Genomic DNA, 15,391 nt, shown 5'->3' on the forward strand with positions numbered 1-15,391 from the left:
GCATGGCCCCGATCAAAGCCCCCTGGGACGAAGCCTTCCTGCCGCCCGCCCTGCCCTGGCAGGGCGCCAGCCAGGCGCTTCTCCGCGACGCTTCCAATCCGTGGGTGACGCCGTTCGAGGCCGACGGCGAGCATGATTTCTCGCCGAACTATGTCGACACCCGCGCCTGGTTCGACCGGCTGGAGGCGGCCTCCGACCTGGTCCGGATCGAGCCCTTCGGAACCTCGCCCCAGGGGCGTGAGATCTACGCGGTCATCGCCAGCAAGGACGGCGCGACTCTCGATCCGGCAAAGCCGCTGCTGCTGGTCCAGTGCGGCATCCACCCCGGCGAGATCGACGGCAAGGACGCCGGCATGATGCTGCTGCGCGACATGGCCTTTCACGGCAAGGATGGCCTGCTGGACAAGGTCAACCTTGTCCTGATCCCGATCCTGTCGGTCGACGGCCACGAGCGCTCGGGCCCCTATTCGCGCCCCAACCAGCGCGGGCCGCGCATCCAGGGCTGGCGCAACACGGCGACCAACCAGAACCTGAACCGCGACTTCATGAAGCTGGACCAGCCGGAGATGCGGGCGCTGAAGCGGCTGCAGGCCAAGTACAGGGCCGATCTCTATGTCGACGTCCACGTCACCGACGGCATGGACTACCAGTATGACGTCACCTACGGCTTCAACGGCGAGAACGGCGTCTGGTGCCGCTCGCCGGCCATCGCCCGCTGGCTGGACGCCGTGCTCAAGCCGATCATGAACGCCAGCCTGGAGGCCGAGGGCCACATCCCGGGCGAACTGGTGTTCGGCGTCGACGAGCGCGATCCCAAGGCCGGGCTCAATGACGGGGGCCTGGGCGAGCGCTTCTCGAACGGGTGGGGCGCGGCGGCCCACGTCCCAACCATCCTGATCGAGAACCACAGCCTCAAGCCCCACGCCCAGCGCGTGCTGGGGACCTATGTGTTCATCGAGACGGCGCTGAGGCTGCTGGCCGAACGGGGCGGCGACCTGCGGGCCGCCATCGCCGAAGACAGCGCCCTGCGTCCGGCCGAGATCCCGACCAACTTCGTCCCCGACGACGCGCCGGCCTACATACGCGCCTTCAAGGGGGTCAAATACGAACACTATGACAGCCCCGCCTCGGGCCGGAAGGAAGTGCGCTGGCTGGGCGAGGCCGATCCCGAGATCTGGAGCCTGCCTTTCCACGGCTCCAAGCCGTCGCTGACCCTGAAGCGCCCGGCCGCCTACTACGTGCCGAGCCACCGGGCCGACATCATCGAGCGCCTGGCGCTGCATGGCGTGGCGCTGGAAATCCTGGCCGAGGACAGGACGTTCGAGGTCGAGATGATCCGGCTGATCGACCCCAAGCTGGCGGATCGCGCCAACGAGGGTCACGTTCAGGTCAGCGTCGACCAGGTCGCGACCGAGACCCGCGCCTGGACCTTTCCCAAGGGCTCGGCGCGCGTGTCGACCGACCAGCCGCTGGGCGATCTTGTCGTGCTGCTGCTCGAGCCCCAGTCCAGCGAGAGCGTCTTCGCCTGGGGCATGGTCCCCGAGGTGCTGAGCCGGGTGGAATATATCGAGCCCTACGCCATCGCCCCGCTGGCCGAGGCGATGATGGCGGCCGACCCGACGCTGAAGGCCGCGTTCGAGGCCAAGCTGGCGGCGGAACCCGCGTTCGCCGCCGATCCCGAGGCGCGCCTGGCCTGGTTCTACGAGCGCACGCCCTTCTACGACGACCACTACCTGCTCTATCCCATCGCCCGCGAAATCGCGCGATAGGTAGGACCAGGTTGCCGACGTCCGGCGGAAGGGCTCATATGCCGCCTTTCCGCGCGGCGGCGGAAGCGACAGACCAAGGCTTTCGACGACATGGACACGATCACTTCCGGCCACGCGGCGGCGCTGTGGGCCGGCCTGCATCTTTTCCTGCTGCTGGCGCTGTCGATGCTGGTCGTGCGCCTGCGCCAGAAGCACAAGGTCGCCCTGGGCGACGAGGGCATTCCGGAACTGGCCCGCGCCATCCGCGCCTTTGGAAACGCCGCCGAATATGTGCCGGCCGGTATCGCCGCCCTGGCCGTGCTGGCCGTGACCGGCGCCGCGCCGCTGGCCATCCACGTCGTCGGCCTGCTGCTGTTCGCCGGCCGCGTGCTCCACGCCATCGGCCTCTCCAACAGCGGCGGCGCCTCGATCCCGCGCGCGGTGGGCATGGTCGCCACCTGGCTGGCCTACATCTTCGCGGGCGTGGCCCTGTTGTTGTCGGCGATCGGGTAGCGCTTGCCCCTCCGGGGGGCGGTCGTCCATAAGACCGCATGGACGATAATCTGCTGCATGACGTGGTCGCCGCCGCGCGCAAGGCCGGGGCCGACGCGGCCGAGGCCGTTTTCGCCGAGCGCCAATCCCTCTCCGTCTCGGTCCGCCTCGGCGATCTGGAGGAGGTCGAGCGCGAGGAAGCCCGCGATCTGGGCCTTCGCGTCTTCATCGGGGCTCGCAGCGCCACCGTCTCCGGCTCCGACATCTCGGCAGAGGCCCGCGCCAAGCTGATCGAGCGCGCCGTGGCCATGGCCCGTCTGGCGCCGGAAGACCCCTATGCCAGCCTGGCGCCGCCCGAGCGCCTGGCGCGCGGCCCGTTTCCCAACCTCGACCTGATCGATCCCTACGAGCCGTCGGCCGAGACCCTGGAGAGCCAGGCCCGCACGGCCGAAGAGCACGCGCGCGCGGTCAAGGGCGTGACCAATTCCGACGGCGGCTCGGCCACCTGGTCATCGTCGCGCTGGACCCTGGCGACCAGCGAGGGCTTCAGCGGGACTCACGCCGCCACCGGCCATTCCGTCTCGGCCTCGGCCATCGCTGGAGAGGGCGCGGGCATGGAGCGCGGCGGCGAGGGCCGCTCGACCCGCCATTTCGGCGACCTGCCGGCCGCCGGCGACATCGGCATGGAGGCTGGCCGCCAGGCCGTGGCCCGCCTGAACCCGCGCAAGATCGCCTCGACCACCGCGCCGGTGATCTTCGAGAACCGCCTGGCCATGAGCCTGATCGGCCCGCTGCTGGGCGCCATCTCCGGCCCGTCGATCGCCCGCGGGACCTCGTTCCTCAAGGACAAGCTGGGCCAGCGGATCTTCGCCAAGGGCGTCGACCTGCTGGAGGACCCGCACCGGGTTCGCGGCTTGGGTTCGGCGCCGTTCGACGACGAAGGCGTGGAGACGCAGGCCCGCGCCCTGATCGACGACGGGGTCCTGACCACCTGGCTGCTGAACACCAGCTCGGCCAAGCAGCTGGGCCTGGTCACCACCGGCCATGCCTCGCGCGGCTTGGCGGGCCCTTCCGGCGTCTCGACCCACAACCTGACGCTCCAGCCGGGCGAGAAGGATCTGGCCGGCCTGATGAAGGACGCCGGAACCGGCCTCGTCGTCACCTCGATGTTTGGGCCGTCGCTGAACGGCAACACCGGCGACTGGTCGGTGGGCTGCTCGGGCTACTGGTTCGAGAATGGCGAAAGCACCGGCCCGGTCACCGAGATCACCGTGGCCGGCAACCTGATCGACATCTATGCCCGCCTGATTCCGGGATCGGACCTTGAGTTCCGGGGCGCCAGCAACAGCCCGTCGATCCTGGTCGACGCCCTGGCGATCGCGGGTAAATGAACGACCTGGACCTGATCATCGCGGCCGCGCGGGAGGCCGGCGAGCTGGCGCTCGGCGCGCGCGAAGGCGGCTTGAAGATCTGGTCCAAGGAAGGCGGCTCGCCCGTCACCGACGCAGACCTGGCCGTCGACACCCTATTGAGGACGGAGCTGACCGCCGCGCGGCCGGGCTACGGCTGGCTGTCGGAGGAAACCGCCGACGATCCGGCTCGCCTGGCCACGACGCGCCAGTTCGTGGTCGACCCGATCGACGGCACGGTGGCCTTCATGAAGGGCAAGCCCTGGTTCGCGGTCTCGATCGCCGTGGTCGAGAACGGCAAGCCCGTCGCCGCCGTCGTCCACGCGCCCGCCCTGGACGAGACCTACGCCGCCACGGCCGAGACGCCCGCCACCCTGAACGGCGCGCCGATCGCTCCCAGCGCGACCGACCGGTTGTTCGGCGCGGCCATGCTGGGCGACGCCAAGATGTTCACCCATCCCGCCTGGCCCGAGCCCTGGCCGGACATGCGGGTCGAGACCCGCAACTCCATCGCCTACCGCGTGTGCCTGGTCGCCTCCGGCCACTTCGACGCGGCCATCGCCCTGTCGCCCAAGAGCGAGTGGGACCTGGCCGCCGCCGACCTGATCCGGCGCCAGGCCGGGGCGCTGCTCACCGACCACAAGGGCCGGGAATTCGCCTATAATCGTCCCGTTCCCCTGGTTCCCAGCCTCGTTTGCGCCAATAAGGCGCTTCACCCGTTGATCCTGTCACGTGTCGGGCATATCGAGCTGCCATAAAACCAATTCCTCGCAGGAACCTTGCTCCAAATGCCCGATAAGCAGCTGCTCCATATCGTCGTCGGCGGTGAACTGAAGGAAGTCGCCGGCAACGAGTTCCGCGACCTGTCGAAGGTCGAGTTCGTCGGCGCGTTCCCGAACTACGAAGAAGCCCACAAGGCCTGGAAGGCCAAGGCGCAGGCCACCGTCGACAACGCCCACGCCCGCTATTTCATCATCCACGCCCACAAGCTGCTGGACCCGAGCGAGGACTAGGGGCCGGAGCGCTCTACCCCGCCAGGGTCTCCAGGAAGCGCACCGGCTCGCCGCGGCCTTCGGCGATGACCTCGTCGTCGCGCATGACGACGATGCCGCGCACGATGGTCGCCTTGGGCCAGGCCTTGACCTCGAAGCCGTCAAACGGGGTCCAGCCCGAGCGGGTGGCCATCCAGTCATGGGTGATGACGCGGCGGGCCTTCATGTCGACGATGGTGAAGTCGGCGTCGAAGCCCTCGGCGATGCGGCCCTTGTCGGCCAGGCCGAAGACGCGGTTGACGCCATGGCTGGTCAGGTCGACGAAGCGCTCCAGGGTCAGCTTCCCGTCGACCACGTGGGTCAGCATGATCGGCACCAGGGTCTGGACGCCGGGCATACCCGAGGGCGAGGCCGGATAGGGACGGGCCTTCTCCTCGCGGGTGTGCGGGGCATGGTCGGAGCCGAGCACGTCGGCGACGCCGGTGTCGATCCCGCGCCAAATGCCGGCCACGTGCTCGGCCTCCCGGATCGGCGGGTTCATCTGAGCAAAGCCCTTGAGGCGCTCATAGGCTTCCGGCGCCACCAGGGTCAGGTGCTGCGGCGTGACCTCGACCGAGGCGACGTCCTTGTTCTGGGCCAGGAAGTCGATCTCTTCCTTGGTCGTCACGTGCAGCACGTGGATGCGCTTGCCCAGACTCTTGGCGATACGGACCAGGCGGTGAGTCGATTGCAGGGCGGCCTGGGCGTCGCGCACCTCGGGGTGGCTGGTCCAGTCGCCGGGACGCGCCAGGCTCCGGCGCTCGGCCAGGCGGTACTCGTCCTCGGAGTGGAAGGCCGCGCGGCGATTGACGTGGCGCAGCACGTTCTCGACGCCCTCGTCGTCCTGCACCAGCAGCGAGCCGGTCGAGGCGCCCATGAACACCTTGATGCCGCAGCAGCCCGGGAGCCGCTCAAGTTCGCCCAGGAACGTGGCGTTCTCGTGGGTGCCGCCGACATAGAAGGCGTGGTCGGTGTGCATCCGGCCTTTGGCGCGCGCCAGCTTGTCGGCCAGGGCGTCCGGATCGGTGGTCGTCGGCTCGGTGTTGGGCATCTCGAAGACGGCGGTGACCCCGCCCAGGGCCGCGCCGCGCGAACCGCTTTCCAGGTCCTCCTTCCACTCCAGCCCCGGCTCGCGGAAGTGGACCTGGCTGTCGATCACGCCGGGCAGCACGGTCAGGCCCGAGGCGTCGAAGACCTCGCCCGCCGAGGCCTGGGACAGGTCGCCGATCGCGACGATCTTGCCGTTTCGCACGCCGATGTCGGCATGGCCCCTGCCCGCGTGGTTCACCACCTCGCCGCCGCGCACGATCAGGTCGAAGGTCTGGGTCATGGGACGGTTCCTCGCGAAGGTTTGGGCGGTCGTAGGACCGGCCTTCACCCATCGCAACAAATATCCGCCGATCCCGGCGAAAGCGGGGACGTCAGTGGGGCCAGCCGGATCAGCCGCGCGAAGCCGTCACGCTCAGCTCGGGTCCCCGCTTTCGCCGGGATGAGCGGCGGCGGGGCCCGTGTCTTCAAGCGCCTCGATCATCGGTTCCTCGAAGAGGGCTTCCTCGGACGGCGCTTCGGCGATCACCGCCTCGATAGGCGCGGTGCGGGCGAGGAGGTCCTTGGCCGCCCGGACCACCGTCGCCACGGGCAGGTCGCTCATGTGGCGGATGGTCTGGGAGAGGTCGGGGTCGATGGCCAGGAACTGATCGAAGCTTCGCGGCCCCCGCACGGCCAGGGCGTGCTCGCCCCACGGCCCGTAGCGGCGCTCGTCGGAGGGTCCGAACAGGCCGACGGTCGGGGTCCCCGCGGCGGCGGCGATATGCATCAGGCCCGAGTCGTTGCCGATGAACAGGCGCGCGCGCTTGAGGCAGGCATAGGCGGTCAGCAGGTCGACCTTGCCGGTCAGGTCGATGCAGCGGCCGCGCGCGGTGGCCATGCGCAGTTCCTCGACCATCCGGGAATCCTCGGGGCCGCCCAGGATCAAGAGACGCCCGCCCGCCATCGGGCCGTCGCGGTCCAGCAGCTGGGCGGCGGTCTGGATGAAGCGCTCGATCGGCCAGATCTTGCCGATCCAGTTCGAGGCCGGCCCCATGGCCAGGATCGGCCCCTCCCCGCCCTTCAAGAGGTCGTCGGCCAGGGCCTGGACCTCGGGCGTGATGTAGAGGTGCGGCGGCGGCGGATCGCCGTCCAGCTTCAGGGTGCGCGCCGCGTCGATCACCTTGTGGACCGGCTCGCCCGGCGTCTTCTTCCAGATCGCCCGCTTCTCGCGGCGCAGGAACAGCGCCGTGCCCGACCCCCGCAGGTCGACGATCAGGCCCCATTTCCGATGGCGCACCTGGTTCCACAGCTTGAACCAGTGGCCCTTGCCCTTGCCCTTCTCCATCACGATCACGCGGTCCAGGCCCGGCACGTGGGCGAACAGCGGCGCGGCCAGGGGGCCGGCGACGATCGTGAAGCGCGCGTTGGGGATCTGATCGGCCAGCATTTTGATCAGGCCGGACGAGAGCACCGCGTCACCGATGCGCGTCGCCGTGATGAAGAGAATCGGGAAGGCCCGCTGTGTCATCGGTCCATCTATAGGCCGCTCCTTGAGTCGGCGCATCCCACGTTAACGGTTGAGCTTTGGGCTTTCCGCGACCGAACGTCGCGGCGACTCCGGACATGGCGGCCGCGCGAGGCCGGGACTATATCGCCGTCATGAGCATCGCCGTCGCCCATCTCGCCTCTCGCGCCGTCATCGCCGTCTCCGGTCCAGACTGGCGGAGTTTCTTGCAAGGACTGCTGACCCAGGAGGTCGAGACCCTGGCCCCGGGCGAGCTGCGCTTTGGCGCCCTGCTGACGCCGCAGGGCAAGCTGCTCCAAGACCTGTTCATCGCCGGAACCGAGGACGGCGCCCTGCTGGACGTCGCCGCCGCCGATCGCGACGCGATCCTGCGACGCCTGTCGATGTACCGCCTGCGGGCCAAGGTGACGCTGGACGCCGTGGACACGCCGGTCTTCGCCCTGTTCGGCGGCAAGGTCGCGGGCGAGGGCCTCCACGCCGATCCCCGCCTGCCGACCCTCGGCGCGCGGGCCTATGGCGCGCGGGAGGCCAACGCCGACGAGGACGCCTACGAGGCCCATCGGCTGGCCCTTGGCGTCCCCGGTCCAGCCGACTGGGGCAGCGAGACGACCTATCCGATCGAGGCGAACTTCGATCTCCTGGCTGGCATCGACTTCAAGAAGGGCTGCTTCGTCGGCCAGGAGACCACCAGCCGGATGAAGCGGCGCGGGACCATCAAGAACCGCATGATGCCGATCGTCTTCGAAGGCCCCGCCCCGGCCTTCGGGACCGAGGTGCTGGCCGGCGCGCTGCGCGCGGGCGAGGTGCTGGCCGGCCGCGACGGCCGCGCCATGGCGCTCCTGCGCCTGGACCGCATCGCGGACGCCGACCTGACCGCCGACGGCCGCCTGGTGCGCGTCGAGCGGCCGGATTGGCTCGTTTAGGGGCTTTTGTTCCCGAAAAGTTCTGCTAGCGTCACCGCATGATCGAGCATACGCGCTGCACCTGGAAGGGCATGAACGGGGACCCGTTCTACGAGGCCTATCACGACCACGAGTGGGGCGTGCCCGAGTGGGACAGCCGCGCCTTGTGGGAAAAGCTGGTCCTGGACGGCTTTCAGGCCGGCCTGTCGTGGATCACCATCCTGCGCAAGCGCGAGGCCTTCCGCGCCGCCTTCGCCGACTTCGATCCGGAAAAGGTCGCCCGCTTCGGCGACGCCGACCGGGCCCGGCTGATGGCCGACGCCGGCATCATCCGCTCGAACGGCAAGATTGACGCGACCATCGCCGGCGCGCGGATCTATCTGGACATGCGCGAGCGCGGCGAGGACTTCGGCCGGTTCCTGTGGGACATGGTCGGCGGCGCGCCGATCCAGAACCGCTGGCGGGCCGGCGAGGTCCCCGCCCAGACGCCGCTGGCCGTGGAGATGTCCAAGGCCCTGAAGGCCAAGGGCTTTAAGTTCTGCGGCCCGGTGATCGTCTACGCCTTCATGCAGGCGACGGGGCTGGTCAACGACCACCTGGTGACCTGTTTCCGGCACGAGGCGTGCGGCGCCCTAGCCAACCGCCCCGATTGAGGCCGGAGTCGCGCGCGGGACGACGGCGCGCGGCTTTCGCCGTTTGCCTCGCCGACACAGGCCGCCAGTAATAGGCTCTGAATCAGTTTAGAGCGCGTTCGAGCGGTTTAACCGCGCGCACTTGGACCCAACGCGCTCTGGTGATTTGCGTGTCGACGAGAAAGCCCATCCTTCGTGCCTGAACCGGGAAGCCTGCTCCAGGCCTGGAAGCCGCATTTGAAATGGGGCGTGGTCAGCGTCCTGGTCGTCGCCGCCATCGCCGGCGTGGCGCTATCGATCCACCCCAAGCCCTCGCGCCCCGTGGCGCCGCTGGCGGTCGGCGAACCGGCCCAGCCGCTGCCGACCGCCCCGTCCGACTGGCACGGCAAGATCGGCTACAAGGCCCTGGACGCCCGGTTCAAGGTCATGATGACCGATCCGTCGATGACCGGCCTAGCCGTGGCGGTCGTCGAGGACGGGCGATTGTCGTTCGTGAAGGGCTATGGCGTCACCGCCAGCCAGGACGGCCGGCCGGTCGATTCCGAGACGGTCTTCCGCTGGGCCTCGCTGTCGAAGACGGTGTCGGCGACCCTGGCCGCGCGCCTGGCCTCCGAGCGTCTGTTCTCGCTGAGCGACACCCTGGGCGGGTTTGACACCAGCCTGCGCCTGCCGGGCGACGCCCAGAACAGCCTGACCATCGAACAGCTGCTGTCGCAGCGGACGGGCCTGGGCAAGAACGCCTTCGACGGCCGGCTGGAGGACGGCGAGGACCCGGCGACCATCCGCCGCTCGCTGGCGACCCTGCATACGGTGTGTCCGCCGGGGGCCTGCCACACCTATCAAAACATCGCCTTCGACACGATCACCGAGGTGATCCAGGACCGCACCCACCAGCCCTACGCCCAGACGGTGGAAGCGCGCCTGTTCAAGCCGCTGGGCATGATCGGCGCCTCGATCGGCCAGGGCGGCCTGACCGGGGCGAAGAGCTGGGCCAAGCCCCATCGCCAGGGCCACGTCCTGCCGCTGTCCGACGCCTATTACCGCCTGCCCGCCGCGGCCGGGGTCAATTCGACCATCGTCGACCTGGCCCTGTGGATGCAGGCCCAGATGGGCCTGCGGCCCGACGTGCTGTCGCCCTCGGTGCTGAGCGACGTCCAGCGCCCCCGCGTCGCCACCATGGCGCCCTATGGCCGCCTGCCGATCGCCCGTCAGCTGAAGAACTCCGGCTATGGCCTGGGTATGAGGAGCTTCACCTACAAGGGCCATCGCCTAATTGGTCACAGCGGCGGCGTCTCCGGCTACCGCTCGACCATGATGTTCGACCCGGCGACGCGGACCGGGATCGTCATGCTGTGGAACAGCGACGCCAACCTGCCCTTCCGCTTCCAGGCCGAGTTCTTCGACCGCGTCTACGACCTGCCGTTCCAGGACTGGCTGGAGCTGAAGAACGGCGCCTCGGCCGCCGATCCGGGCGAGGTGTCTTAGATCCCCTAAACCTAGTCGGCCTTCGCCTCGGCGATCTCGCAGGTCTGGCGATCCCAGGGGGCGGCGGCCTTGCCCAGGTTGACGGCGGCGAAGATCAGTCGGCCGCCAGGCGGGATCGCGTCCGCCACCGTCGCGCCGACGGTCCCGGCCGCCGCCGCGCCCTTGGCCATCCGGCAGCTCAGACGCGTGTCGCGGATCGAAAAGGCCGTCGTGTTGACCACCGCCCCGGTCAGCAGCACCGCGCCGTCGGCCTTGCGAAAGGCGGTGACGCTTTCGAGGGTCAGATAGGCCTGGGGCCGCGCCTGGACGGCGGCGCGATCGGCGACCAGAGGGCTTGTCGGCGCGGGCGGCGGGGCGGCCGGACGCGGCGACGGCGACGGCGCCTTCGGCGTCAGCAGGCCGACCACCAGCGCCACGACGCCCAGCGCGCCCAGCACCATAAGCGACCGTCCGCGCGTGGCGAAGACCGGCAGCCGCGGGCTGGGCCGGATGACGAAGCTGAGCGCCAGGACGCCGGCGATCAGCCAGACCACCGGCAGGACGTGCGAGGCGAAGGACATGCCCTTCTCTAAACCGCCTTCCGCCCGGTTTTCCAAGCCTCAAGACGTCGAAGCCCAGGCCCAGCCCCTTTCGACCTTCCGCTTCGAGCCGCTTCCCCGCGCCCGCGAACACGCCTAAACAGCGGGCATGGCGACCGGACCGGACATGATGCTGGAACTGGCCTGCGGACAGGGACCGGTCTGCGGGGTGGACGAGGCCGGGCGCGGCCCCTGGGCGGGACCGGTCAGCGCCGGCGCGGTGATCCTGGATCCCGATCGCGTGCCCAAGGGGCTGAACGACTCCAAGAAGCTCTCGGCCAAGGCGCGCGCGGCCCTGGAGGAAGAGATCAAGGCCGTCGCCATCGCCTGGTGCGTCGGCATGGCCTCGACCCAGGAGATCGCCGAGCTCAACATCCTGCACGCCGCCGGCCTGGCCATGCGGCGGGCGGTCGAGGGGCTCTCGGTGACGCCGGCCTTCGCCCTGGTCGACGGCAACTACGCCTTCAAGCTGCCCTGTCCGGTGAAGACGGTGGTCAAGGGCGACAGCCTGTCGTGCTCGATCGCCGCCGCCTCGATCCTGGCCAAGGAGGCCCGCGACCGGATCATGATCGAGGCCGACGCCCTCTATCCCGGCTACGGCTTCGCCGGCCACAAGGGCTATCACGCGCCGATCCATGTCGAGGGCCTGCGCCGACTGGGCCCCTCGCCGATCCACCGCCTGGGCTGGGCGCCGGTCAAGGCCGCCCTGGCCGGCGAGCTGGCCGTCAATGCCGAGCTAGATCTTTGATCGCTCGAAGATTTTGAGTCTGATCGGACTCAAAACAGCGGGTTAACGCGCCGCTAACCACGTCTGGTGACGACGCATTTACCAGCAAGACTCATGATTCCGTTCTGTTTCTTGAGGATCGGGACCATGAAGTACGGGCCGGAAACCATCATCCTGGGCGACTGCATCGAGCAGATGAACGCCCTTCCGGAAAAGTCGGTCGACCTGATCTTCGCCGATCCGCCCTATAATCTTCAGCTGGGCGGCGACCTGCTGCGCCCCGACAATTCCAAGGTCGACGCGGTCGACGACCACTGGGACCAGTTCGAGAGCTTCGCCGCCTACGACAAGTTCACACGCGAATGGCTGAAGGCCGCCCGCCGCGTCTTGAAGGACGACGGCGCGATCTGGGTGATCGGCAGCTATCACAACATCTTCCGGGTCGGCGTGGCGATCCAGGACCTGGGCTTCTGGATCCTGAACGACATCGTCTGGCGCAAGTCCAACCCGATGCCGAACTTCAAGGGCACCCGCTTCGCCAACGCCCACGAGACCCTGATCTGGGCTTCGAAGAGCCAGAACGCCAAGCGCTACACCTTCAACTACGACGCGCTGAAGATGGCCAATGACGAGGTGCAGATGCGCTCGGACTGGACCATCCCGCTGTGCACCGGCGAGGAGCGCGTCAAGGGCGCCGACGGCCAGAAGGCCCACCCGACCCAGAAGCCGGAGGCCCTGCTCTATCGGGTGATCCTGTCGACCACCAAGCCGGGCGACGTGATCCTGGACCCGTTCTTCGGCGTCGGCACTACCGGCGCGGCCGCCAAGCGCCTGGGCCGCAAGTTCATCGGCATTGAGCGCGAAGCCGAATACCTCGACCACGCCAAGGCCCGCATCGCCAAGGTCACGCCGATCGCCCCGGAGGACCTGGAGGTCATGGGGTCGAAGCGCGCCGAACCGCGCGTGCCGTTCGGCACGATCGTCGAGGCCGGCCTCTTGTCGCCGGGCGACACCCTCTACTGCGCGAAGGGCACGCACGTGGCCAAGGTGCGCCCGGACGGCTCGATCACGGTCGGCGACCTGTCGGGCTCGATCCACAAGATCGGCGCGCTCGTGCAGAGCGCCCCGGCCTGCAACGGCTGGACCTACTGGCACTTCAAGACCGACGCGGGCCTGGCGCCGATCGACGTGCTGCGCGCCCAGGTGCGGGCAGGCATGAACTGAACACCTTGTGGGAAAGGCGTCGGCGTAATCGACGGTCGGAGGGTCCCGGGAAGACCCTTCGGCTGATCCGCTCGGCGGATCGCCTGCCCGCCAGGGTTTTCTATAGCCCGTTCCGAGCTGATTAGATCAGTCAGCTTGGAGGAAAAAGACTCTAAATCAAAGACTTAGGGCTCCACCCGACGCATTCAGGCCGCAAAATGCTCTAGTGAACCGTCGCGGCGCGGAAGCTATCGAATTCCAGGGCGATATCGGAAAAGGGCTTGCCCTGCTCTGTGGCGCCCGCAGCCTCGATCTCGATGCGCCCCAACCCGGTCATGACGTCATATTCGCCGAGGGCCCGATCGAGCATCAGGAAGCCGATCATGGTTCTCTGACGCTGATCCCAATCCCCACGCAGATACAGGGTCAAATCCAGCCTACCATCTCCTCCATCCTCCGCGATGTAGCGAAGGTCGTCCACGGCGACATTGGTGTCGAAAACACAGAGGCTCAATCCCGGCCAGCGTCGCCTGAAAGCAGTGAAAACAAAACCTTGCACGCGCGGCGCGGCTTTGGTCAGCGCGAGCACACCTGCAATATTGGCCTTAATGCCGTCGGCGGAAAGTATAAGTTCGACAGTGTGACCGTCCAAACGGCCAATCTCATGCACTACGCCGGGCGCGGCCTTAGCGATCCGATCTCCCAATTCATGAATGATGACGGAGTGATCCTGTCGATCGACGGCTTTTGTGATCCGGATGGCGTTTTTCTCGAACCAAGTCCAGAACGCCTCGACCTCGTTTCGTGCGCGGAAAAGGCCGAACATGCAAACCCCCACCTCAGGCCGAAAAATCTGAAACACAACCCAAGCATTCGGCGCAAGTCGATTTAGATCAGCCGCTCGGCCGCCCGCGCCGCTTTCAGGAATACGCTGGGCAGGGCGCCTAGCCCCTCGCGCGGGGTCCAGACGAAGTCGCCCGCGTTCGCGCCCTCGGCGGCAAACACCCGCAGCGTCAGCGAAAAGTGCGTGAAGACGTGCTCGACCGCGCCCAGGTCGCGCCAGGACGCGGCGACCGGCGCGGCGGCGACCGCCTCGGCGTCGTCGTAAGGGCTCGCCCGCCACGCCGAGGTCGGCAGGCCCAGCATCCCGCCCAGCAGGCCCTTGGGCGGACGGCGGACCAGGGCGACCGCGTCCCCGCGCGTCAGGATATAGGCGACGCCGTGACGGCGCGGACGATCGGCCTTCCTGGTCTTCCTCGGATAGGTCTCGGGCGCGCCGCCCTTGAACGCCGCGCACCAGGCCGAAACCGGGCAGCGGTCACAGAGCGGTCCCTTCGGCTTGCAGACGGTCGCTCCGAGATCCATCAGCGCCTGGGCCCAGTCGCCCGGGCGGTCGTCGGTGACCAGCCCGCCGGCCAGGGCCTTAAGCTCCGGCTTGGCGTCCGGCAAAGGGGTCTCGACCGCGAACAGCCGCGACATCACCCGCTCGACATTGCCGTCGACGACATTGGCCGGCCGGTCGAAGGCGATCGCGGCCACGGCGGCGGCGGTATAGGCCCCGACGCCGGGCAGGGCGCGCAGGCCCTCCTCGGTGTCCGGAAAGACCCCGTCGTGCAGGCCGGCCACGGCGCGGGCGCAGGCCAGCAAGTTACGGGCGCGGGCGTAGTAGCCCAGCCCCGCCCAGGCGGCCATCAGGTCGCCGTCATCGACGGCCGCCAGGTCCGATACGGTCGGCCAACGCTGGGTGAAGCTCAGGAAGTACGGCGTGGCGTGCGGCACGGTGGTCTGCTGGAGCATCACCTCCGACAGCCAGACGCGGTAGGGATCGGCGCGGACGCCGGCGCGGCGGTCGGCCGGCGAGACGCGCCAGGCCAGAGCCCGCGCCTGGCGGTCGTACCAGGCCAGCAGGGCCGAACGGAGGGCGTCGCGGTTCTTCATGCCCCCTCGCCTACCGCGAAGGGCCGCCCTCATGCTAGCTTTCGTCCATGCGCCGCCCCCTGCCCACGCCCGAAGAAGCGATCGCGATCCTGCGCGCCAAGCGGACCAAGCCGCAGCGCCGCCCCCCGCCGCCGGCCGGCAAGAGCCTGGCGCCGCTGCTGAAGGATCTCGAGACCCGCTTCGGCCAGGGTCCGGCCGCGCTGCGGGCCCGCTGGCGCGAGATCGTCGGCGACACGCTGGCCCGCCGCACCGAGCCCGTCCGGATCATCAAGGGCCGAAGCGGCCAGGGCGGGGCGCTGGAGTTGCGGGTCGACGGCCCGGTGGCCTCGCTGATCCAGCACCAGGCCCCGCAGATCACCGCCCGCCTCGACATGCTGCTGGGCAAGGGCGTGGTCACGCGCCTCCGCATCGTCCAGGGCCCGATCCAGGCGCCCGTCGCCCCCGCGCCCCCGCGCCCCCGCCGCAAGCCGCCGCTGGACGCGGCGCTGGAGAAGCAGCTCGCCGACAGCCTGGCCGACCAGCCCGATGGCGCGCTGAAGGACGCCCTGATGAAGCTGGGCCGAGGCGTGCTGCGCGATCAGACCTGAGCCGCCGGTCCGACGATCCGATTGACAACGCCGCCACGATCACGCTGTTGCGGAGCCTTATCGACGCCCTTTTCCGTGGTCCTCTTTGGGGGCCTAAGAATCGCG

Annotated in this window: 16 protein-coding genes; 11 read left to right on the plus strand and 5 right to left on the minus strand. The window is 68.9% G+C overall.

From position 1 onward, the window contains the following. The first annotated feature begins 2 nt into the window (after window positions 1-2). The 5 genes from OR37_RS02865 to OR37_RS02885 all read left to right on the plus strand — a co-directional run bounded on the left by OR37_RS02865 (window position 3) and on the right by OR37_RS02885 (window position 4,662). Window positions 3-1,769: a M14 family metallopeptidase gene (locus OR37_RS02865; RefSeq protein ID WP_004615687.1), complete on the plus strand. Its 1,767-nt coding sequence runs from the start codon at window positions 3-5 to the stop codon at window positions 1,767-1,769. Window positions 1,770-1,859: 90 nt separating this feature from the next. Further along, a complete protein-coding gene (locus tag OR37_RS02870; RefSeq protein ID WP_004615688.1) occupies window positions 1,860-2,261 on the plus strand; it encodes an MAPEG family protein in 402 nt (133 codons plus the stop codon). 38 nt (window positions 2,262-2,299) lie between these two features. Continuing rightward, the gene (locus OR37_RS02875; protein WP_004615689.1) at window positions 2,300-3,631 is read left to right on the plus strand and encodes a TldD/PmbA family protein; all 1,332 of its coding nucleotides are present in this window, start codon (window positions 2,300-2,302) and stop codon (window positions 3,629-3,631) included. After that, on the plus strand, window positions 3,628-4,407 hold the full coding sequence (locus OR37_RS02880; RefSeq protein WP_004615690.1) for a 3'(2'),5'-bisphosphate nucleotidase CysQ: 780 nt from the start codon (window positions 3,628-3,630) through the stop codon (window positions 4,405-4,407). The genes OR37_RS02875 and OR37_RS02880 overlap by 4 nt, the downstream gene beginning before the upstream one ends. A gap of 21 nt (window positions 4,408-4,428) precedes the next feature. After that, complete coding sequence (locus OR37_RS02885) at window positions 4,429-4,662, plus strand: DUF4170 domain-containing protein (RefSeq protein WP_165570563.1); 234 nt, start codon at window positions 4,429-4,431, stop codon at window positions 4,660-4,662. 13 nt (window positions 4,663-4,675) lie between these two features. Here OR37_RS02885 and OR37_RS02890 read toward each other — a convergent pair whose 3' ends face one another. Beyond that, window positions 4,676-6,010 carry a dihydroorotase gene (locus tag OR37_RS02890; RefSeq protein WP_004615692.1) on the minus strand — a complete coding sequence of 445 codons (1,335 nt, stop codon included), beginning with the start codon at window positions 6,008-6,010 and terminating at the stop codon, window positions 4,676-4,678. A gap of 132 nt (window positions 6,011-6,142) precedes the next feature. Next, window positions 6,143-7,237 (minus strand): glycosyltransferase family 9 protein, encoded by a 1,095-nt coding sequence (locus tag OR37_RS02895; RefSeq protein WP_004615694.1) that lies wholly within the window; start codon window positions 7,235-7,237, stop codon window positions 6,143-6,145. Window positions 7,238-7,368: 131 nt separating this feature from the next. Here OR37_RS02895 and ygfZ point away from each other — a divergent pair, with 131 nt between their 5' ends. The 3 genes from ygfZ to OR37_RS02910 all read left to right on the plus strand — a co-directional run bounded on the left by ygfZ (window position 7,369) and on the right by OR37_RS02910 (window position 10,253). Further along, window positions 7,369-8,157 carry a CAF17-like 4Fe-4S cluster assembly/insertion protein YgfZ gene (gene ygfZ, locus OR37_RS02900; RefSeq protein ID WP_035016910.1) on the plus strand — a complete coding sequence of 263 codons (789 nt, stop codon included), beginning with the start codon at window positions 7,369-7,371 and terminating at the stop codon, window positions 8,155-8,157. Window positions 8,158-8,195: 38 nt separating this feature from the next. After that, entirely contained in the window at window positions 8,196-8,789 is a 594-nt protein-coding gene (locus OR37_RS02905; RefSeq protein ID WP_004615697.1) for a DNA-3-methyladenine glycosylase I, read from the plus strand. Window positions 8,790-8,963: 174 nt separating this feature from the next. Further along, window positions 8,964-10,253: a serine hydrolase domain-containing protein gene (locus tag OR37_RS02910; protein ID WP_054508497.1), complete on the plus strand. Its 1,290-nt coding sequence runs from the start codon at window positions 8,964-8,966 to the stop codon at window positions 10,251-10,253. 11 nt (window positions 10,254-10,264) lie between these two features. Here OR37_RS02910 and OR37_RS02915 read toward each other — a convergent pair whose 3' ends face one another. Further along, window positions 10,265-10,813 (minus strand): hypothetical protein, encoded by a 549-nt coding sequence (locus tag OR37_RS02915; protein ID WP_004615699.1) that lies wholly within the window; start codon window positions 10,811-10,813, stop codon window positions 10,265-10,267. 127 nt (window positions 10,814-10,940) lie between these two features. Between OR37_RS02915 and OR37_RS02920 the strand changes: the two genes are divergently transcribed. Both OR37_RS02920 and OR37_RS02925 read left to right on the plus strand, forming a co-directional pair. Further along, window positions 10,941-11,579, plus strand: a complete 639-nt coding sequence (locus OR37_RS02920) for a ribonuclease HII (RefSeq protein WP_035016884.1) — start codon at window positions 10,941-10,943, stop codon at window positions 11,577-11,579. A 126-nt stretch (window positions 11,580-11,705) separates the two neighbouring features. Beyond that, window positions 11,706-12,782 carry a site-specific DNA-methyltransferase gene (locus OR37_RS02925; protein WP_004615701.1) on the plus strand — a complete coding sequence of 359 codons (1,077 nt, stop codon included), beginning with the start codon at window positions 11,706-11,708 and terminating at the stop codon, window positions 12,780-12,782. A gap of 202 nt (window positions 12,783-12,984) precedes the next feature. On the opposite strand, the gene OR37_RS02930 is transcribed toward OR37_RS02925, so the two are convergent. After that, complete coding sequence (locus OR37_RS02930; protein WP_004615702.1) at window positions 12,985-13,587, minus strand: hypothetical protein; 603 nt, start codon at window positions 13,585-13,587, stop codon at window positions 12,985-12,987. Window positions 13,588-13,649: 62 nt separating this feature from the next. After that, window positions 13,650-14,699 (minus strand): A/G-specific adenine glycosylase, encoded by a 1,050-nt coding sequence (gene mutY, locus OR37_RS02935; RefSeq protein WP_004615703.1) that lies wholly within the window; start codon window positions 14,697-14,699, stop codon window positions 13,650-13,652. A 47-nt stretch (window positions 14,700-14,746) separates the two neighbouring features. Here mutY and OR37_RS02940 point away from each other — a divergent pair, with 47 nt between their 5' ends. Beyond that, a complete protein-coding gene (locus OR37_RS02940; protein ID WP_004615704.1) occupies window positions 14,747-15,286 on the plus strand; it encodes a DUF721 domain-containing protein in 540 nt (179 codons plus the stop codon). Window positions 15,287-15,391 lie beyond the last annotated feature (105 nt).

The sequence above is a fragment of the Caulobacter vibrioides OR37 genome (assembly GCF_000372645.1).
Classification (GTDB): domain Bacteria; phylum Pseudomonadota; class Alphaproteobacteria; order Caulobacterales; family Caulobacteraceae; genus Caulobacter; species Caulobacter vibrioides_E.